The organism is Actinospineispora acaciae DSM 45401 (genome assembly GCF_000620785.1).
GTDB classification, from domain to species: Bacteria; Actinomycetota; Actinomycetes; order Mycobacteriales; family Pseudonocardiaceae; genus Pseudonocardia; species Pseudonocardia acaciae.
Window position 1 is genome coordinate 16238 of the sequence record NZ_JIAI01000017.1, and the last position, 19417, is coordinate 35654.

19 protein-coding genes and 2 pseudogenes are annotated in these 19417 nt (G+C 73.0%); 9 read left to right on the top strand and 12 right to left on the bottom strand.

Features of this window, described 5'->3' with window-relative positions; translation table 11 throughout:
* Positions 1–64 precede the first annotated feature (64 nt).
* From N912_RS0141845 to N912_RS0141860, 4 genes are all read right to left on the bottom strand, one after another.
* Positions 65–688 carry a TetR/AcrR family transcriptional regulator gene (locus N912_RS0141845; RefSeq protein ID WP_169748049.1) on the bottom strand — a complete coding sequence of 208 codons (624 nt, stop codon included), beginning with the start codon at positions 686–688 and terminating at the stop codon, positions 65–67.
* Entirely contained in the window at positions 685–1488 is an 804-nt protein-coding gene (locus tag N912_RS0141850) for an enoyl-CoA hydratase/isomerase family protein (protein WP_028927135.1), read from the bottom strand. Before N912_RS0141850 ends, N912_RS0141845 begins: the two co-directional genes overlap by 4 nt.
* A complete protein-coding gene (locus N912_RS58005) occupies positions 1485–2408 on the bottom strand; it encodes a LysR substrate-binding domain-containing protein (RefSeq protein ID WP_051581543.1) in 924 nt (307 codons plus the stop codon). The genes N912_RS0141850 and N912_RS58005 overlap by 4 nt, the downstream gene beginning before the upstream one ends.
* A gap of 176 nt (positions 2409–2584) precedes the next feature.
* Positions 2585–4087, bottom strand: coding sequence for a PucR family transcriptional regulator (locus N912_RS0141860; protein ID WP_028927136.1), 1503 nt, complete (start codon positions 4085–4087; stop codon positions 2585–2587).
* An 81-nt stretch (positions 4088–4168) separates the two neighbouring features.
* On the opposite strand from N912_RS0141860, the gene N912_RS0141865 reads away from it, so the two are divergent.
* From N912_RS0141865 to N912_RS0141875, 3 genes are all read left to right on the top strand, one after another.
* Positions 4169–5602: an aldehyde dehydrogenase family protein gene (locus tag N912_RS0141865; RefSeq protein ID WP_037069401.1), complete on the top strand. Its 1434-nt coding sequence runs from the start codon at positions 4169–4171 to the stop codon at positions 5600–5602.
* An 86-nt stretch (positions 5603–5688) separates the two neighbouring features.
* A complete protein-coding gene (locus N912_RS58010; RefSeq protein WP_037069405.1) occupies positions 5689–5958 on the top strand; it encodes a type II toxin-antitoxin system Phd/YefM family antitoxin in 270 nt (89 codons plus the stop codon).
* Complete coding sequence (locus N912_RS0141875) at positions 5946–6344, top strand: type II toxin-antitoxin system VapC family toxin (RefSeq protein WP_028927137.1); 399 nt, start codon at positions 5946–5948, stop codon at positions 6342–6344. The genes N912_RS58010 and N912_RS0141875 overlap by 13 nt, the downstream gene beginning before the upstream one ends.
* Here N912_RS0141875 and N912_RS58015 read toward each other — a convergent pair.
* Together N912_RS58015 and N912_RS66650 are read right to left on the bottom strand one after the other, a co-directional pair.
* Positions 6341–6832, bottom strand: a complete 492-nt coding sequence (locus tag N912_RS58015) for an SDR family NAD(P)-dependent oxidoreductase (protein WP_281176375.1) — start codon at positions 6830–6832, stop codon at positions 6341–6343. The two genes, N912_RS0141875 and N912_RS58015, sit on opposite strands and share 4 nt — an antisense overlap.
* Positions 6833–6902: 70 nt before the next feature.
* Positions 6903–7031, bottom strand: a pseudogene (locus N912_RS66650) (short-chain dehydrogenase); the annotation flags it as partial.
* A 164-nt stretch (positions 7032–7195) separates the two neighbouring features.
* Between N912_RS66650 and N912_RS0141885 the strand changes: the two are divergent.
* Positions 7196–7606 (top strand): MmcQ/YjbR family DNA-binding protein, encoded by a 411-nt coding sequence (locus tag N912_RS0141885; RefSeq protein ID WP_028927138.1) that lies wholly within the window; start codon positions 7196–7198, stop codon positions 7604–7606.
* A gap of 9 nt (positions 7607–7615) precedes the next feature.
* The gene (locus N912_RS0141890) at positions 7616–8518 is read left to right on the top strand and encodes a LysR family transcriptional regulator (protein ID WP_051581544.1); all 903 of its coding nucleotides are present in this window, start codon (positions 7616–7618) and stop codon (positions 8516–8518) included.
* Positions 8519–8554: 36 nt separating this feature from the next.
* On the opposite strand, the gene N912_RS0141895 is transcribed toward N912_RS0141890, so the two are convergent.
* A complete protein-coding gene (locus tag N912_RS0141895) occupies positions 8555–9289 on the bottom strand; it encodes a pirin family protein (protein WP_037069460.1) in 735 nt (244 codons plus the stop codon).
* Between the two features lie 162 nt (positions 9290–9451).
* Between N912_RS0141895 and N912_RS58020 the strand changes: the two genes are divergently transcribed.
* Positions 9452–10096, top strand: coding sequence for a CPBP family intramembrane glutamic endopeptidase (locus N912_RS58020; protein ID WP_051581545.1), 645 nt, complete (start codon positions 9452–9454; stop codon positions 10094–10096).
* Here N912_RS58020 and N912_RS0141905 read toward each other — a convergent pair.
* Positions 10077–11693, bottom strand: a complete 1617-nt coding sequence (locus tag N912_RS0141905; RefSeq protein WP_028927141.1) for an amidohydrolase — start codon at positions 11691–11693, stop codon at positions 10077–10079. The two genes, N912_RS58020 and N912_RS0141905, sit on opposite strands and share 20 nt — an antisense overlap.
* Positions 11690–13138: an APC family permease gene (locus tag N912_RS0141910; protein ID WP_028927142.1), complete on the bottom strand. Its 1449-nt coding sequence runs from the start codon at positions 13136–13138 to the stop codon at positions 11690–11692. Before N912_RS0141910 ends, N912_RS0141905 begins: the two co-directional genes overlap by 4 nt.
* A gap of 118 nt (positions 13139–13256) precedes the next feature.
* On the opposite strand from N912_RS0141910, the gene N912_RS0141915 reads away from it, so the two are divergent.
* Both N912_RS0141915 and N912_RS0141920 read left to right on the top strand, forming a co-directional pair.
* Positions 13257–13913, top strand: coding sequence for a TetR/AcrR family transcriptional regulator (locus N912_RS0141915; RefSeq protein WP_028927143.1), 657 nt, complete (start codon positions 13257–13259; stop codon positions 13911–13913).
* Between the two features lie 43 nt (positions 13914–13956).
* On the top strand, positions 13957–15570 hold the full coding sequence (locus tag N912_RS0141920) for an amidohydrolase (protein ID WP_028927144.1): 1614 nt from the start codon (positions 13957–13959) through the stop codon (positions 15568–15570).
* A gap of 42 nt (positions 15571–15612) precedes the next feature.
* Here N912_RS0141920 and N912_RS0141925 read toward each other — a convergent pair whose 3' ends face one another.
* From N912_RS0141925 to N912_RS58025, 3 genes and pseudogenes are all read right to left on the bottom strand, one after another.
* Positions 15613–16485: a spermidine synthase gene (locus tag N912_RS0141925; RefSeq protein WP_342670900.1), complete on the bottom strand. Its 873-nt coding sequence runs from the start codon at positions 16483–16485 to the stop codon at positions 15613–15615.
* Positions 16474–16821: pseudogene (speD, locus tag N912_RS66185) on the bottom strand (adenosylmethionine decarboxylase); the annotation flags it as partial. The pseudogene speD and the gene N912_RS0141925, both read right to left, overlap by 12 nt.
* The gene (locus N912_RS58025) at positions 16818–17996 is read right to left on the bottom strand and encodes a type III PLP-dependent enzyme (RefSeq protein ID WP_084211759.1); all 1179 of its coding nucleotides are present in this window, start codon (positions 17994–17996) and stop codon (positions 16818–16820) included. The gene N912_RS58025 and the pseudogene speD, both read right to left, overlap by 4 nt.
* A gap of 150 nt (positions 17997–18146) precedes the next feature.
* On the opposite strand from N912_RS58025, the gene N912_RS0141935 reads away from it, so the two are divergent.
* The gene (locus N912_RS0141935) at positions 18147–19412 is read left to right on the top strand and encodes a condensation domain-containing protein (RefSeq protein WP_028927146.1); all 1266 of its coding nucleotides are present in this window, start codon (positions 18147–18149) and stop codon (positions 19410–19412) included.
* Positions 19413–19417: the final 5 nt, after the last annotated feature.

Genomic DNA, 19417 nt, shown 5'->3' on the forward strand with positions numbered 1-19417 from the left:
CTACCGAATGTTCGTTCGTTCATGATGGCGCGCGGTGGTGCGTGTGCGCAAGGGCGGGCGGCGGTTACGGCGGGGGGAGGATGCCGTGGGTGACCGCGCGGACTATGTCGTCGGGGAGGGTGTCCGGGCCGGGGCGGTACCACTCGATGATCGAGTTGACGGTGCCGGAGAGCAGCCGGGCGGCCAGGGAGGGGTCGACGTCGGCGCGGACCTCGCCCGCGGCCACGGCGTCGGCGACCAGGGCGGCGATGGTGGCATCGAAGGCGCGGCGGCGGTCCAGCGCCCAGCGTTCGGTCTCGGTGTTGCCCCGGACCCGCAGCAGCAGGGTGACGTAGGGAAGTTCGCTGGTCAGGACCTCGACCTGGCGGCGCACGATGTGGCGCAGCCGGGCCAGCGGCGGCCCGTCCTGGGCGGGCGGCTCGTCCAGGATGTCGAACAGGCCGTCCAGCGCGCGGTGCAGGGCCGCGCGCAGCAGCTCCTCCTTGCCGCTGACGTGGTGGTAGAAGGACGACTTCGTGATCCCGGCCGCCCGGGACAGGTCCTCCATGCTGGTCGCGTCGTAGCCCCGGGCGTTGAACTCGGCGACGGCCACGGCGAGCAGGGATCCGGCGTCGTACACCGGGCGACGGGCACCCGCCGCGCCGCCTCGCACCCGCCGGGTCCGCGCCGGCGCTGGCGAGTCGGTCACGAGCCCTCGAACGTCGGCCGGCGCTTGGCCAGGAACGCCTCGACGGCGCCGGCGTGGTCTCCTGTCAGGCCGAGCCTGGCCTGCGCGGCGTGCTCGGCGGCGAGCACCCGGTCCAGCGGGGACACCGCGCCGAGCGCGAGGCCCTTCTTGATCTCGGCGTAGGCGGCGGTCGGACCGGCGGCCAGGCGTTGGGTCAGCTCCAGCGCGGTGGGCAGCACCTCGTCGGGCGGCACGACCGCGCGCACCAGGCCCCACCCGTGCGCCTGCTCGGCGGTGAACGGCTCGCCGAGCAGCAGCAGCTCGCCGGCCCGCGCGGCGCCGACGGCGTGCGCCAGGCTCGCGGACAGCCCGGAGTCGGCGGTCAGGCCGATCGCGGCGAACGCCGTGGCGAACGACGCCCCGGCGGCGGCGATCCGCAGGTCACAGGCCAGCGCAAAGCCCAGGCCCGCGCCGACCGCGCCGCCGTTGAGCCCGGCCACCACGGGCTTGGGCATCTCGGCGAGCGCGCGGACGATCGGCGAGTAGTGCGCGGTGATGGTGTCGAACGCGGTGGCGGGGTCGGCGCGCAAGGCTTCGGCGTGCTCACCGAGGTCCTGGCCGACGCAGAACGACTTCCCGTTGCCGGTCAGCAGCACGGCACGCACCTCTGCGTCGCCGGCCACCTCGATGAGCGCGGCGAGCAGCGCCTCCTTCAGCTCGACGGTCAGCGCGTTGCGCCGCTCCGGACGGTTCAGCGTGACCGTCGCGACGGCTCCGTCGCGTTCCAGGCGGACGGCGGGACCACTCGGCTCGGTGCTCACCCGCTCATGTTAGCGACCGAACGATCGGTTGTCGGCGCCGCGGCCCGGACCGCCGCGCGCACCCAGGCCTGCGCCGGGTCGGTGTCCAGCCGGGCGTGCCAGGCCAGCGCCACCCGCAGCGGCGGCAGCGGCAGCGGCACCCGCACCACCCGCACGTCGCTGACCCGCGACCAGGCGGCGGCCAGCGAGCTGGGCACCAGCGCGAGCAGGTCGCCGGCCAGAGCCGCCGACATCGCCACCGAGTGGCTCGGCACGGTCAGCACCACCTGTCGGCTCAGTCCGCGCTCGGCGAGCAGGTCGTCCACCGGGCCGTGCGCCCGGGCCCGGCGGGACACGGTCAGCTGCGGCGTCGCGGCGAAGTCCGCCAGCTCGAGCGGCGCGGCGGACGCGAGTGGGTGCCCGGCGCGCACGACGCCGACCAGCCGTTCGGTCATCAGGTGCTCGGTGTGGATGTCCGGGGGCTGCGGGCCGAGCACGCCGATGTCGAGGTCTACCTCGGTGCGCAGGTCCGCCGGGTCCTCGTCACCCTCCGCGAGGAACCGGATGGTCAGCCCGGGCGCCTCGCGGGACGTCCGCTCGACGAGGACCGGCGCGAGCACGGCGGTCAGGAAGTCGTTCGTGCGGATGGTCACGGTGCCTGACCAGCTCGCGGGGTCGGCGTCACCAGGGGGCTGGAGGACGGCGAGCGCGCTGGTCAGGGCCGCTTCGACGCGCGGGCGCATGGCCAGCGCCGCCGGCGTCGGGATCAGGCCCCGGCCGGCGGGCACCAGCAGCCGGTCGCCGGTGACCCGGCGCAGCCTGGCCAGCGTGCGGCTCATGGCGGGCGCGGACACGGACAGCCGCCGCGCCGCACCGGTCACGCTCTGTTCACGAAGGAGCGCGTCGAGGGCGGGCAGCAGGTTGAGGTCCGGCAGGTGCATCGTCCGCCGACGCTAGCCAGATCGTTGCGTTCGGGGCAATAGTTCGCCGTCAACGCTGCACTTGTTGTTAATAGAACCGAGCCCCGATGGGTGATCATCAGGCCGCTATGGTTGTTTCCGACCTGTTATAGCAACCCTGATGGCCTGATGATCATGAAACCGGGCGGGGGCGGCGGCTACGGCGGGGACTGGCGGCGTTCGTCCAGGCGCAGCGCCAGCCAGAGCTCGGCGCGCAGGTCGGCGGAGTCCAGCTCGCGGCCGAGCAGGGTCTCCGCCTTGCGTATCCGGTTGCGCAGCGTGTGGCGGTGTATGCCCAGCTCGGCGGCGGCCGGGTCCCACTGGCCGTGGTGCGCCAGCCAGATCTTGAGCGAGCGCACCAGGTCGCCCCGGCCCGAGCGGTCGGCGTCCAGCAGCGGTCGCAGCACGGCCGCGCTGAACTCGCACGCTTCGGCGGCGGGCAGCAGGTCGAGCAGGTCGCGGCGGGGCAGGTCGCGGTAGTGGGTGACGCCGCCGGAGCCGGACTCGGCGGCCCGCCGCGCCTGGTCACGGGCCCGCCCCAGCTCGGCGTACCCGGCGGGCTCGGACACGCCGATCCGCAGGCCGTCGATGTCGCGCAGCGCCCGGATCGCCGCGTCGGCCCCGGCCCGGGACCCCGCGACGCAGACCAGTGAACCGTCCAGCTCGCCGTACACCACCCGGTCGGACCCCAGCCGCTCGGCCGCCACCGCGAGCGCCCGCACCCCACCCCGGCACTCCAGCAGCGTCACGGGCTCCTCCGGCAGCCCGTGCCACAGCTCGCCCGCCGCCTCCGCGACCAGCGCGGACTGCCCGGCCAGCAACAACCGCAGCGCCCCCGCCCGCACCGAGCGCGCGGCCCGCCCGATCGCCTGGGACCGCCCGAGCAGCAGCGTGCACAGCGGCACCGCCGCGTTCACCACCTGCCGCTGCGCCTCCGTCAACGGCGTGGCCCGCCCCACCGCCAGGAACCCGAGCAGCCCGGCGCGGCCGAACAGCGACTGCACCCAGGTCTGCGCGTCGCCGTCCCGCGAGACCAGGCTGGCCGACCCTGGGGCGTCGCGCAGCCGGTCCAGGTCGGCGGCCAGCGCGGCGGCCGGCCCGGACCCGCCGCCGGCCGTGGCCAGCACCGACCCCGCCGGGTCCAGCAGCAGCGCCCACCCGCCGACCAGCCTGACCACCTCGTCCAGCACCGCCTCCGGGCCGCCCGGCCCCACCGAGGCGGCGGTGAGCGTGCGCTGCGCGGCCATCAGGTAGTCCTTCGCGGCCAGCTCGCGCCGCTGCAGGGCGCGCGCCACCGCGCGGGTGATCGCCAGGAACGGCACCGGCCGGGGCACCTCCAGCACCGGCAGCCCGAGCTCGTCGGCCTCCGCGAGCATCGGCTCCGGCGCCCGGTCCCAGATCATCCCGACGCCGAACCCGATAGCGGCCACCCCGGCGGCGGCCAGCCGGCGCACGTACGCCCTCGGCTCCTCGCCGGACGCGGGCAGGCTCACCCCGGTGAGCAGCAGCAGCTCGCCGCCGAACAGGAACTCGGTCGGGTCCGGCAGCTCGCTGGCGTGCGCCCAGGTGATCCGGCGGTCGGTTCCACCCGCGCCGGCCAGCACCCGCAGCCGCAGCTCGGTCACCGCCAGCAGGTCGCGAACCGTCAGCTCATCCGACATGGACGATGTGGAAAATTTGACGTCCGCCACACTCCACATTGTCCATATACGGCGGCGCCTCCCAACGCGCACACTCGGATCATGACGAGCAGCACGCCGTTCTGGGTCGCCGGCAAGCCGACCACGAGCCCGGACACCGTGACGATCACCAGCCCGTACGACGGCGCCGTCGCCGGCGCGCACGCGGTGCCCACCGAGGACGACGTGGAGCGCGCGGTCCGGGCCGCGCACGAGGTCCGCAAGGAGACCGCCGCGCTGCCCGCGCACGTCCGCGCCGACGCCCTCGACCACGTGTCGCGCACGCTGGCCGCCCGGCTCGACGAGTTCGCCGCGCTGATCACCGCCGAGTCCGGCAAGCCGCTGAAGTGGGCGCGGGTGGAGGCCAACCGCGCGGTGTCCACGTTCCGCTGGGCCGCCGAGGAGGCCCGCCGCTTCTCCGGCCGGGTGCAGCGCCTGGACACCGACCCCGGCGGGGTGGGCCGCACCGCGCTGATCCGGCGGGTGCCGCGCGGGCCGGTGTTGGGCATCACCCCGTTCAACTTCCCGCTCAACCTGGTCGCGCACAAGGTCGCGCCGGCCATCGCGGTGGGCGCCCCGATCGTGCTCAAGCCCGCGCCGGCCACCCCGCTGACCGCGCTCGCGCTCGGCGAGGTGCTGGCCGAGACCGACCTGCCGGCCGGCGCCTGGTCGGTGCTGCCGGTGCCGAACTCGGCGGCGCCCGCGCTGGTCGCCGACCCCCGGCTGCCGGTGGTGTCGTTCACCGGGTCCGGCCCGGTCGGCTGGGGGATCAAGGAGTCCGTGCCGCGCAAGCACGTCGCTCTGGAGCTCGGCGGCAACGGCGCGGTGCTGGTCTGTCCGGACTGGACGGACCTGGACTTCGCCGCGAAGCGGATCGCGACGTTCGCGATGTACCAGGCCGGGCAGTCCTGCATCTCCGTGCAGCGGGTGTACGCGCATGCGTCGGTGTTCGCCGAGCTGAGGGAGAAGGTGCTCGCCGAGGTCGCCGCGCTGGTCGTCGGCGACCCGCGCGACCCGGCCACCGACATCGGCCCGATGATCAGCGAGGCGGCGGCGGAGCGCGCGCACTCCTGGGTCGCGGCCGCGGTGGCCGCCAACGCGCACCTGGAGACCGGCGGCGGCCGCACCGGCGCCGCCCTGGAGCCGACCGTCCTCACCCGCGCGCCGGAAAACACCCAGGTCATGGCCGACGAGGTCTTCGCCCCGGTGGTGTCGCTGAACCCAGTGGACTCCGTGGAGGAAGGCTTCGCCCGCATCAACGCCTCCCAGTTCGGCCTGCAGGCCGGCGTCTTCACCTCCGACCTGCACACCGCGTTCGCCGCCTCCGCCACCCTCGAGGTCGGCGGCGTCCTCATCGGCGACGTCCCCAGCTTCCGCGCCGACCAAATGCCCTACGGCGGCTCCAAGGAGTCCGGCATAGGCCGCGAAGGCCCCGCGTCCGCCATGGCCGACTTCACCGAAGAACGAGTCACCGTCCTCACCGGCCTACCGTTGTAAGAAACCGCCCGCGAGTCGGGAGTCTCAGCACACCGAGTCGCGGATTTTGGCACACCGCGCACGGCGGATCAGATAATCTGATTCGTATGAAGGAGATGACGGCGACGGAGGTCGCCCGGAACTTCTCCGCCGTGCTGGACAGCGTCGAGGCCGGCGAGACGGTGGTGATCACCCGGGGTGGCGAGCGGGTGGCCACGGTGGCGCCGGCCCCGCGCGCCAACGGCGGCGCGCTCATTGAGGTGCTGCGCGAGATACAGGACCGTGACGACGTATTCGACGACACGTTCGCTGCCAATGTTGCGGCGATCCGCGAGGCCACGAGGCCAGAGCTGGATACCGATCCGTGGCGCGGGTGATCCTCGATACCGGCGTGCTCATCGAGGTGGGCCGTCGCCGGCTCGGCCTCTCGGCGCTGTCCGCCCAAGACGACATAGCACTCCCGGCCGTCGTCCTGGCCGAGTACTTGGCCGGGCTTCAGATCGATCCCGACCCGGACCGCCGGGCGCGAGGCCGCGCCGAGCTGGAACGCATCCGCGCGGTCGCACCGATTGAGGACTACACGGCCAAGGTCGCCCCGCACCACGCCGACCTGCTCGCGCACACTCGACGAACCGGGCGACCGCGCGGCCCGCACGACCTGATCATCGCCGCCACCGCCCGGGCCACCGACCGCGTGCTCCTCACCACCGACCGCAAGGCCGCGTTCGAAGACCTCCCCGGCGTACAGGTCCGGGCGCTCTAAGGCGCCCCACCGTCCAGCCGCAGCACCGCCCCGGTGCAGAACGACGACGCCTCGCCGGCAAAGTACAACGCCGCCCCGACAATCTCCTCCGGCTCCCCACACCGACCCAGAGCGAGGTTCTGCTCATACCGCGCGAACGTCTCCGCCGACCACGCCTTCGAGATGTCCGTACGAAACGGCCCGGCCTGGATCGCGTTCACCCGCACGGTGGGCCCGAACGCATGCGCCATCCCCACGGTCAGCGCGTTCAACCCCGCCTTGGCCGCCGCGTACGGCAGCTCCGCGGGGCCGGGGCGGACCGCCGCTATCGAGCTGACGTTGATGATCGAACCGCCGTCGCCGGCCGCCATCCGGGTCCCGACCGCCGAGGCAAGCCGGAACGGCCCCTTCAGGTTCACGCCGATGACCTTGTCGAACAGCGCCTCGGACACCCCATCCAAGCTCGGGTACAACGGCGACAGGCCGGCGTTGTTGACCAGCACGTCCACCCGCCCGAACTCGCCGTGCGGCGTCCACCAACGCGTCGCAGTCCGCCCAGTCGGACACGTTGCACCGCACCGGCAGCGCCGCCACCCCGTGTTCGCTCGTGACCGAGGCGGCCAGCGAGGCGCAGGCGTCCAGCTTCCGGCTGGCGATCACCACCGACGCCCCGCGCGCGGCGAACGCGCCGACCATCTCCCGGCCCATGCCCCGGCTGCCCCCGGTGACCAGCACGACCCTGCCCGCGAAGTCCCCGAAGTCCACGCCGGCAACATATCGTGGAACGCGATGCCGACCATCCGCGAAGCGGCCCCCGCCGACCCGCCGCACGACGGCCCCAGGACGTGGGCCATGCGCCGCGAGCGACGCCCGTGAGTGACGAGTTCGTCGAACGGGTCCGGGTGGTGTGTCTCGCGCTGCCCGAGGCGTACCAGGAACCCGCCTGGATAGGGACCCGGTGGCGTGTTCGCGGACACACCTTTGCCCATGTCCTGCCGATCGAGGACGGGCGGCCCCCGGTGTACGCCAGGGCGGTGGGTACGGACGGCCCGGTCGTGGTGCTCACGTTCAGCGCATCGCTGTCCGAGCTCGACGCGCTGGCCAGCACCGATCGCGGGTACTTCCGGGCGCATTTCGGACGCGACGTGGGCGGGCTGATCCTGGGCGACGACGTCGACTGGGACGAGGTCGCCGAGCTGCTCACCGAGAGCTACCGGATGCATGCGCCCCGCAAGCTCGTCGACCGGCTCGACCCGCGCCCGGGCCCGCGTCCGCCGTCATAGCCTCTGTCTATGGACGTGCACCTGCGGGACCTTCGGTACTTCGTCGCCGTCGCCGAGGAGCTCAGCTTCACCAGGGCGGCCACCGAGCGGCTGTTCATCTCCCAGCCGACGCTGAGCAAGCAGATCCGCCAGCTCGAGCTCACCCTGCGGGTCACCCTGTTCGAGCGGGACCGGCGCACGGTCGCGCTGACCCCGGAGGGGCAGGCGCTGCTGCCCAGGGCGCGCGAGCTGATCGAGGGGTGGTCGCGGACCCAGCGCGCGCTGGCCGACGCCGGCCGAGGGCGGACGCTCACCGTCGGGTTCCAGACCAGGATCGGGCGCGGGCTGATCCCGGTGGTGACCGGGCGGATGGCGCGCGTGCTGCCGGACTGGAAGCTGCTGTTCCGGCAGGTGTCGTGGGCCGATCCGTCGGCCGGGCTGTGCTCCGACGAGGTGGACGTGGCGGTGGCCTGGCTGCCGTTCCCGCCCGGCGACAAGCTGTCCTGGACGGTGGTGGCCACCGAGGAGCGGTGGGTGGCGCTGCCCGCCGGGCATCGGCTGGCCGCCCGCGACGTGGTGCCGTTCGCCGAGCTGGCCGACGAGCCGTTCATCGCGCTGCCCGCCTCGGCCGGGCCGTTGCGCGCGTTCTGGCTGGCGGCCGACCAGCGCGACACCCCGCCCCGGATCGCCGCCGAGGCATCGACCGCCGACGAGATGTTCGAGGCGGTGGCCGCCGCGCTCGGCGTTGCGCTCGTGTCCGTCGGCGACACCGACAACTACCGCCGAGCCGACCTGGCCTTCCGCCCGGTCACCGGCCTGCCGCCGGCCGAGCTCGCGGTGGCCTGGCGCAGCGCGGGCGGCCGCCGAGAGGTGCACGTCTTCGCAGACGCCTGCCTGCGCTGCCTGTGCGACCCCCAACCCGTGAGTGGCTAGGGCCGTCATAGCGGCCCTAGCCACTCACGCGTGGTGTCAGCCCAGGGCGGTGTGCATCTCCCAGAGGAGAAGTTCGGCGGGGGCGGTGGCGGTGAGGAGGTGGCCGCCGGTGGCGGTCAGGCGCACGGCGTCGCCGGCGGTCAGTTCGCCCGCGGACTCCAGGGTGACGGCGCCGCGCGCGATGAACAGGTGCAGGTACGGGGCGTCGGGCAGGCGCACGGACCCGCCGGTGTCCAGGCGGGCGGCGTACAGCGCGGCGTCCGAGCTGTTGATCCGGATCGCGGCGTCGTGGCGGGCCATCCCGGACGCGACGGGCACCAGGCCACCGGCGAGCAGCTCGGCGTCCACCTCGGCCTGCTGGTAGCCGGGCGTGAGGCCGCCCTCGTCCGGCAGCACCCACATCTGGACGAAGTGCACCGGCTGGTCGTGCGCGTCCGGGGCGTCGTTCTTCTCCGAGTGCAGGATGCCGGTGCCGGCGCTCATCCGTTGCGCGAGCCCGGGGTAGATCACGCCGTTGTGGCCCTCGGAGTCCTGGTGCACCAGCGAGCCGCGCAGCACCCAGGTGACGATCTCCATGTCCCGGTGCGGGTGGGTGTCGAAGCCGGTGCCGGGCGCGACCGTGTCGTCGTTGTTGACCAGCAGCAGGCCGTGGTGGGTGTTGCGCTCGTCGTAGTGGTGGCCGAACGAGAACGAGTGGCGCGAGTCGAGCCAGTCCAGCTCGGTGTGGAACCTGTCGACCGCGCGCCGCAGGTCGACCTTTGGTGTTCTCACGCCGTCCACCCGGGCGACGGTACGCTCCCCGGCGACGGATATCGAAACGGCGGGGGCGTAGTGGATATCGAACAGCGGGCACGGACAAAAGTGTTGACGTTCTTCGTGCTCGTCTTCGTTCTGTCGGTGCCATTTCTGGTGCTCGGTGCGCTATCCGGTGGAATGCTCCCGGCGGACCTTCCGGTCAGCGGGTTCATGGTCGTCTGTCCGCTCATCGCCGCCGTGTACCTGTCGCACCGGGAGGGGAACGCGGGCGAGCTGCTGCGGCGGGTGTTCGCGCGCGCCGGCGTCCGCCCGGCGGTGTGGTACCTGCCGATCCTGCTGCTGGCGCCCGCGATCACCCTCATCGCGTACTGGATGACGCGCGCGACCGGGAACTACTCCGCGCCGGACACCGGCCCGGGGCCGCTGGCCATGGTGGCGCTGTTCGTGGGACTGCTGGTCGCGGCGGCCTGCGAGGAGGCGGGCTGGACGGGCTACGCGCTCGAACCGCTGCGCCGCCGGTTCGGGCGGCTGGGCACCGGGCTGGTCCTCGGCTGCGTGTGGGCGCTGTGGCACGCGGTGCCGTGGGCGATGGTGCACGGGCTGGAGTGGGCGGCGTGGCAGTGCCTCTTCAGCGTCGCGGCCCGGGTCATCATGGTGTGGCTCTACGAGAGCTCGGGGCGCTCGGTCCTTTCGGCGACGCTATTCCACTTCACCATCAACGTCGGTTACGTCTTGTCCGAGGCGAATTACGACCCGGAGTTCGTGGCGGCGGTCACGGTGGTCGTCGCCGCATTCGTTTCGGTCAGGCCGCGCGGTGGGTGATCCGGCCGTCCACGAGCGTGAGCGCGATCGGGGCGTGCGCCAGGTCGTCCGGGTCGGCGCGCAGCGGGTCGACGGTGAACGCGGTGAGGTCGGCGCGGGCCCCGGGGCGGATCACGCCGGCCAGGCCGTGCTCGCCGGCAGCGCGCGCGGCGTGTGAGGTGTAGCCCTCCAGCGCCATCCGGGCGGTCAGGCCCTGTGACGGGAGCACCGGCGTGACGTCGGGACGGCCGGCGGGGCGGCGCAGCTGGGCGTCGGCGAGGACGCCGCGCGGGTCGAAGGGCGCCACCGGCCAGTCCGAGCCGAGCGCCAGCGTCACCCCGGCGGTCCGCAGGTCACGGCATCGGAACGCGCGTTGCGCCCGCCGGCGGCCGAGGCGACGCGACCAGTTGTCGGAGTGGTCGGCGCGGGTGTAGTGCGTGCAGTGGGTGGGCTGCATGCTGGCCACCACGCCGAGCCTTCGGAACTCTCCGACCAGTGTGGACGGCAGCGTCTCGATGTGCTCGACCCGGTGTGGCGCTCGGCCGGGCGCGTGAGGCGCGCGGGCGAGCACGTCCAGCACGGTGCGGACCGCCGCGTCGCCGATCGCGTGCGTCGCCGTCTGCACCCCGGTGGCGGCCAGGCGGTGCACGGCGTGCGCGTAGTCGCCGGGGTCGGGCCACAGCGGCGCCGTCGACTCGCCGTGCGCGTCCGGCTGGTCCAGCCAGGCGGTGCCGTTGTCGATGGTGCCGTCGATCATGAACTTGACGCCGCCGACGCGCCAGCGGCGTCCGCCCGTGCCCTGCGCGGCCACCAGCTCCGCCAGGCCGTCCCTGCAGACGCCGGGCACGCACCACGGCGCGAACCGCAGCCGTACCGGGAGGTCGCCGGCGTCCTCGGCGGCGGCGAGCACGGCGGCGGCGTCGTCCTCGAAGTCCATCACGTGCCCTCCTGTCAGGCCGACCGCCGCCATCTCGGCCAGCAGTCGCAGCAGCCGCTGGGCGCGGGCCGCTACCGGTTCGGTAGGCAGGACGGACAGCACGGGCTCCATGGCCGCGAACTCCAGCAGCAGCCCGGTCGGGCGGCCCTCGGCGTCACAGGCGATCTCGGCGCGCTGCGCGAACCGGCGCGGCCCGGTGATCCCGGCGCGGGCCAGCGCCCGCGAGCTGGCCAGCCCGGAGTGGCCGTCGAACAGCCGCACGAACGCCGGCCTTCCACCCAGCACGTCCTCGAACACGCCCGCCCTCGGCGGTCGGTCGCCGAACACGTTCGGATCCAGGCCCCAGGCCAGCACCCAGCCGTCCGGTGCCTGCCCTTCGGCGGCCGCCCCGAGGTGCGTGCGCAGTTCGTCCACGGTCTTCACCGAGGACAGGTCCGCGCCGCCGGCCATCGCCATGCCGTGAATCGGATGGATGTGGCCGTCGGTCAGCCCCGGCGTGAGCACGGCGTCGCCCAGGTCCAGCACCTCGGTCCGGGCCGTCCGCCACTCCCGCACGTCGCGCGCCCCGCCCACCGCGGCGATCCGGCCGTCCTCCACGGCGACGGCACGCACCGGCGGCCGTCCGTTCTCGCCGTTCATGGTGTGCACAGCGCCGGCGACCAGGATCAGCTCCGGGTTCACGACACCACCACGGTCTCGCCGCCACCGCCGCCGATCCGTTCGTACACCTCCGGCCGCCGCGACCGCAGCCGCCACGCCAGGACCAGCCCGAGCAGGAACGTCGCCGGCACCATCCCGACCAGGAACGTGTTCACCACCGGCCCGGCGTTGCTGAGCAGGTCGACGCTGTCCGCGAGCACCACCGTCGCGGCGGACAGCAACACCGTCGCCACCACCGCCGCGACCACCGTGCCCCGCCGCACCAGCCCCCGTTGCCGGCGCAGGAAGAACACCGCGACCGCCGCCGACGTGAGCGCCTGCAGCGCGATGATGCCGATCACTCCGGGCGTGTTGACCTGCAACAACAGCCCCGAGTACGGATCCGCCCCCGCCACCGCGAAGGCACCGATGATCACCACCGCGAGCGCGCTCTGCACCAGCCCGGCCCGGTACGGCGAGCCGTGCCGGGGGTGCACGGCCCCGACCCAGGCCGGCAGCGCCCCGTCGCCGGCCAGCGAGTAGGCGTACCGGTTGATCGCGTTGTGGAACGCGAGCTGCGACGCGTACACGCTGGTGATGATCAGGACGCGCATCAGGTCGGACGCCCACGCGCCCACGTAGTCGGTGGTGACCAGGTAGAACAGGTCCGAGACGTGCGCGGCCGCCGCACCCGCCGCGTGCGCGCTGCCGAACGCCTGGACAACCGCCCACACCACGAACCCGTAGAACACCGCCATGAACACCACGGCGACGTAGGTCGCGCGCGGGATCGTCCGCGCCGGGTCGCGCGCCTCGCTCCGGTAGATCGCGGTGGACTCGAAGCCCATGAACGCGGCGAAGCAGAACGAGAGCACCGCGCCCATCCCCGGCCCGAACACCGCGCCCGGCGCGAACGAGGCCAGGTCCAGCCCGACCGCCCCGCCCCTGGCCAGCACGCCGATCGCCATCAGCAGCAGGATGCCGGCCTCCGCGACCAGCAGCACGCCGAGCACCCGCGCGCCCACGTCGACGCCCCGGTAGCCCAACGCCCACACCAGAACCACCGCGACCAGAGCGAACACCGGCCACGGCACGTTCAGCCCGAGCTGTTCAAAACTGGCGTGCGCCTGCGCGGCCAGCAGTCCGTACACCCCGATCTGCAACGCGTTGTACGACATCAGCGCGACCACCGCCGCGGCCAGCCCGGCGGCCCGCCCCAGCCCGCGCGAGACGTACGAGTAGAACGCCCCACCGCTGCTCACGTGCCTGGTCATCGCGGTGAAGCCGACCGCGAAGACGATCAGCACCAGGCCGGCCGCGAGGTACCCGGCCGGGGTGCCGATGCCGCCCACCGAGATCGCCAGCGGGGCCACCCCGGCCATCACCGTCAACGGCGCCGCCGCGGACACCACCAGGAAGACGATCCCGCCGGCCCCGAGCGCGTCGCGCTTGAGCCCGGGCGGAGCGGATGGCGGGACGACGTCCATGTCGTGGTCCTTCCGGCGTGTGGCGACGCTTATCCGAAACAGATTCGGTTAGTGTGCGGATGGGTCACGGGCGTGTCAAGGTTCGTGACGACCAGCAGCACACGGAGGGAGAGCGCTCGTGCCGGGACGCCGGATGCGCCTGCTGACCCTGGACGGGATCGTCGACGCGGCCATCGCGCTGGTCGACGAGGACGGCGGGTTCACCATGCCCGACCTGGCCAAACGCCTCGGGGTGAGCGCGTCGTCGATCTACCACCACGTGTCCGGCCGGGCCGCGCTGGTCGAGCTCATCCGGGCCCGGGTCGGCGGGTCGATCGGCGACACGGTGGTGGTGGCTGGGGCGGCGGTGGATGGAGACGGCGCCGACGGCTGGGAGGAGGCGGTGACCGCCTGGCTGCGCGCCTACCGGCACGCCTTCGCCCGCCACCCCAGGCTGATCCCGCTGCTCACCGGGCAGACGGTGTCCGCCGAGACGACCGTCGCCCACTACAACCGGGTGGCCCGCGTGCTGACCCGTGCCGGCTTCCGCCGCGACCGGGTGGTGCCGTGGATCTCCGTGCTGGACAGCTACGCGCTCGGCTCCGCGCTGGACCTGGCCGCACCCACCGAGGTGTGGGCGACCGTATCGGCCGTGGATGACGACCTGGCCGCCGCCGTCGCCGAGGCGCCCACCGGGCGCGCCCGCTCCGACGAGGCGTTCGAGCTCGGCCTGGCCGCCCTCGTGGCCGGCATGCGCGCGGAGCTGGCGGCCGGCGTGGCCAGCGCGCGGCCGTGACCTGCCCCATGCTGGTGGGTGCCACGCGGGGAGGAGCGCAGGGATGACTGAAACGTTTCACGAGGCGCCGGTGGCGATCTTCACCGCCGCCACCGTGCACGCCCAGGCGGACGCGCCGGTGCAGGCGTTCGCGGCCGGCGGCGACCGGGTCACCGCCACCGGTTCGCTGGCCGCGCTGCGGGAGAGGTTCCCGTCCGCGCCGGTGCACGACTTCGGGTCCGCGACGATCGTGCCCGGATTCCACGACGCGCACATGCACATCGGGATGACCGCCGAGGATTTGCTGCACCTGGACCTGTCCCACGCCGCCGTCGGCACGCTGGACAAGCTGCTCGACCGTGTCCGAGAAGGCGCCCGCGACGCCTCGCCGGGTGAATGGCTGCGCGGCGCGCGCTACGACGACGCCAAGACCGGGATCCTCACCCGCACCGAGCTGGACGCCGCCGCCGGTGACATTCCGACGGTGGTCACCCATGTCGCCGGGCACTGGGGCGTGGCGAACAGCGCGGCGCTGTCCGCGTTCGGCTATCACGACGGGAGCACCCCGCCGCCCGGCGGCGAGTTCGGGCGTTTCGACGACGGCCGGTTGGACGGAAAGCTGGTCGAGCGCGCGCTGATGGACGTGCTCTACCCCGGGACGAGCAAGACCGACTCGCCGCTGCGGCCCAGCTCGCCGGAGGAGCGGGCGGTGGGCCTGCGCCGGGCGGTGGAGATGTTCCACGCCGCCGGCCTGACGTCGATCTGCGACGCGCTCACCGCGCCTGAGGACCTGGCGCTGCTGCGGCGCGCCCGCGACGCCGGCGAGCTGACCCTGCGCACCAGCATGCTGATCGCCGTCGACCACTACCCAAAGGTCCGTGACCTGGGCATCGGCAGCGGTTTCGGCGACGACCTGCTGCGCCTGATCGGGGTCAAGAGCTTCGTGGACGGCGCCATCGGCGGGCGCACCTGCCTGCTCTCCGAACCGTTCCGCGGCTCGGACTACCGAGGCATCCAGATCACCGCGACCGAGGAGCTGCGCGAGACGATCGCCCAGGTGCACCGGGACGGCAACCGAATGGGCGTGCACGCCAACGGCGACACCGCTATCAGGATCCTGCTGGACATCTATGAACAGCTCGCGCGCGAGGTTCCGAGGCCCGGACTGCGTCACAGAATCGAGCACTGCACGCTGATCGACGACGAGATCCTGCGTCGAATGCGCGCGCTCGATGCCATTGCCGTCCCGTTTGCCGGATACACCGCCTATCACGGCGGTGCGCTCGAGTCCTGGTACGGCCCGGAGCGGCTGGAAAGAATGTTCGCGCACCGCTCGTTCCTCGATGCCGGCGTGACGGTGGCCGGTTCCTCGGACTATCCGTGCGGGCCGTTCGAGCCATTGTTGGGGCTGCAGGGAATGGTCACCAGGCAGGGTGTCGACGACGGTGCCGTGATCGGTGAGAAACAGCGGATCAGCGCGGCCGAGGCGTTGCGCGTCTACACGCTCGGGTCCGCCGAGGCGTGCGGCGAGGCCGACCGGAAGGGCCGGCTCGCGCCCGGTTACCTGGCCGACTTCGTGGTGCTCGACCAGGATCCGCTGGCCATCGACCCGCGGGGCATCGCGTCCATCCCGGTCAGGCACACGTACGTGGGCGGCACCGAGGTGTGGCGCGCGTAGCCCATGGCCGCCGCCGGCGACTAGACCGACGGTCGGTCTGTTTCACGGTCGCCCGCGGGCGGAGTGTGGGAGCACGGCGCCCCGGCGCAGCGCTTCGGCATCCAGGGTGGCCGGGCGGTACGGGAGGGTGGCGAGGCGGTCGGTCATCCGGAGGACCGGCTCGGGGACCGCCCGCCGGGAACCGGTGAGGAACGACCATTCGTGCTCGTCGGAGCCGTAGTGCACCACGGTGGGAAACACCGCGCCGAACCGCTCCGCCGAGCGCAGCAGCGTGTCGTTGCGCCAGAGCGTGGCGCACCCGGCCTGGCCGACCAGCACCCCGCCGTCGGACAGGACGCCGGCCGCGCGCCGCAGGAACTCCACGCCGTAGAGCCGGTTGTGCTGGGCGGCGGGGTCGTCCGGGCGCTCGTCGGGCAGGTCGATCACCACTACGTCGTAGCGCCGGTCGGTCTCGGCCAGGAACGACCAGCCGTCCGCGTAGTGCACGCGCACCGGGCCGTCCCCGTTCTCGGCGGCGTGCAGCGCCTCCGGGGTGTAGCCGTAGGGCAACCAGCGGGCGCAGGCCCGCACGCATTCGGTGTCGATGTCCACGTGGTCGACCCGGCGCGCCCCGGCGGCCACCGCGATCTCGCTGGCCACGCCCTCGCTGGAACCGATCACCAGCACCTGCTCGACTGCGGGCGCGAGCAGCAGGGCGGGCACCAGCAGCGCCTCGTGGTACACGAGCTGGCTGGTCTCCGCGCTCTGCCGTTCGTCGTCGCAGAACAGCGTGACGCCGTGCGCGGTGCGTCCGATCAGCACGTCCTGGTACTCGGTGCGGCCGGACCAGAGCGGCTCGGTGACGTCCCACACCCGGTGCAGCCCGGCGGACAGCGGCTCGCGGACGGCGGTGACGCCCGCGCCGCCCCGGTGCACGGTCTCCCGGCTGATACGCCGCGCGCCGAGCCGTTTGGCCAACAGCTCCACGGCGCCCTCGGGATCGGCGGAGTCCCCGCAGGTGAACACGTCCACGAAGGCCGACCCGCGTTCCGGCCAGGTGTGCACCGAGGCATGCGACTCGGCCAGCATGGCCAGCACCGTCAGCCCGTGCGGGGCGAACCGGTGGGCCACCACGTCGAGCACCCGCGCACCCGCCTCGGTGACCGCCGAGGTCAGCTCCGCGCGCACGGTGGGCTCGTCGTCCAGGAGGTCCGGGTCGACCCCGCCGAGCTCGGCGAGCACGTGCCGACCGGCGAACTCCACGGCGGTCACCGCATGCTCCCGGACGTGCCGGCGCCGGTGTCGACGCAGTGCACAGGCAGCGGAGGCAGGCCGTTGAAGCCGACCGAGGCGTAGCTCGCGCAGTAGGCGCCGGCGGCCAGGAACCGGATCGTGTCGCCGGCGCGCAGCGCCACCGGCAGCGACACGTCCCGGTACAGCACGTCGTCGCCGTCGCAGGTGGGGCCGGCCAGCACCGCCGGGGCTTCCGGGCCGCCGTCATGCTCGGTGGCCAGCCGGTAGCCGATCGCCTCCCCCTCCGTCTCGGCCAGCCCGCCGTAGCGGCCGACGTCCGCATACACCCAGCGCCGCCCGTCGTGGCGCCGCGAGACCCGTACCACGCAGGCGTGCAGCACCCCGGCCTCGGCGACGAGGAACCGCCCCGGTTCCACCGCGAGCGCCGGCGGGCGGTGCGGAAAGTGTTGTCGCACCGCCGTCCTGATCGTTGTCGCGTACTCGGCGAGCGCGGGCACCGCGTCCCGGTAGGGCACCGGGAACCCGCCGCCCAGGTCCAGCAGTCGGATGGGCGCACCGAACCCGGCGGCCACCTGGGCGGCGGTGCCGATCGCGTGCGCCCAGGCCACCGGCCGGACCTGCTGCGAGCCGACGTGGAAGCTCAGCCCGGCCACGTCCAGCCCCAGCGCGAGCGCCCGGCGCAGCAGCGACACCGCCTCGGCCGGCGAGCAGCCGAACTTGCCGCCGAACGGCGTTGCCGCCCCTGCCTCGTCCACCGCCAGCCGGACCATCACGGATGCCCCGGGCGCCGCCGCGGCCAGCACGTCCACGTCCTCGGCGCTGTCGGTGACGAACAGCCGGACTCCCGCACCGGCCGCGGCGGCCACCTCGGCCGGCTTGCGCACCGGGTTGGCGTAGCACAGCAGTTCCGGCGGCGCGCCGAGCCCCAGCACCTGGGAGATCTCGCCCGGCGAGGCCACGTCGAACCCGCTGCCGGCGCCGGCCAGAGCGGCCAGTACCGCCGGCTCCGGGTTGGCCTTCACCGCGTAGTAGATCCGGGCCTCGGGCAGCGCGGCGCGCAGTTCGGCATACCGGGCGCGTACCGTGGCCAGATCCACTACCAGGTGAGGGCTCGGCCGAGGCGCGGACGCCTGGACGGACGCGGCGACGGGTGGCGCGTCCGGGGTCTGGGTAGTCACGACGGTCCCTCGCATCGGCGCAACACTAGTAACTTCTGACCCACCAGAACCGTCACATGCGACCAACGTGGGCGTGCCACCCCTCATGCGACCGGATGTCCGACACACTCAGATGGGTTGGTTCCGAGGGCCTGGCCTGGTCGGGTCTGGCTAGCATCCGCCGCCATGCGTCTTCCACTCACGGCGGCTCAGCTGCTCGTGTGGCACCAGCAGCAGCTCGACCTCACCAATCCGATCAACAACGTCGGTGAGTACGTCGAGTTGCGCGGTCCGCTCGAACTCGACCTGCTCGTCTCGGCGGTCGACCGAGGTGTTGCCGACACCGACACGATGAACGTCCGGTTCGTCGAGGAGGGCGACCAGGTGTGGCAGGTCGTCGAGGCAGCATCGGAGAACACGCCGCCGGTCGTCGACCTCCGTTGCGCCGACGACCCGATGGGACGGGCGCGGCAATGGATGCGCGAACGGCTCGACAGGCCGTTCGACCTGACCGCCGGTCCGACGAGTTGCATGGCCGTGCTGATGCTCGCGGCCGATCACCACCTGCTTTTCCTCGCCGCTCACCACATCGCATTGGACGGCTGCTCCGGTTCGTTGCTGATACGGCGGATCTGCGAGATCTACAACGAACTGCTCGTCGGAAAACCGGTGTCCGAACGGCCTTACCAGGGTCTGGACGCGGTCATCGCGGAGGAGCGGCGCTACCACGGGTCCGCGCGGTACACCGCCGATCGCGAGTACTGGCTGAAAGCGTTGGCCGACGGGCCGCTCGAGGTTCCGGTGACGGGGCGGTGCGCGCCCGTCTCGCACCATTCCTTGAGCGAGGCCGGGTCGCTGCCGGCGGACAAGGCGAACGCACTCCGGGCGCTGGCAGGGGAGGCACGAGTCACCGTGTCGACCGTGATGATGGCGGCGGCGGGGCTTTACGTGCACCGGGTCGCCGGCGTGCGTGACGTGCTATTGAGCGTCCCCGTCACCGGCAGAAAAGGGTCGCGGGCACGGAATGTTCCGTCGATGGTGATGAACTGCCTGCCGCTGCGGCTGAGAATCGAGCCGCACATGCCAACGCGCGAACTGCTGCGGCAGACGTTCCACCAGGCACGCGATCTCCTTCGGCACGAGCGCTACCAGGACTTCGCGCGGGATCTGGACCTGGGCGATGCGGCATACCAGCAGTGCGGGCTCGAAATCAACTACATGGCGTTCGACTACGACATGCGGTTCGGCGACGCGGACACCGTGGTGCACACGCTGTCCACCGGATACGTCGACGACCTCGCGATCTCCGTCTACGACAGGCAACGTGACGGCTCGCTGCGGATTCTCATGAACGCGAATCCCGCGCTGTACCAACAGGAAGACCTGCGCGAGCACCTAAGGCAGTTCCTGCGGCTCGTGGAATCGTTGGAAACGCCGGTGCTTCTCGACTGAAAGCC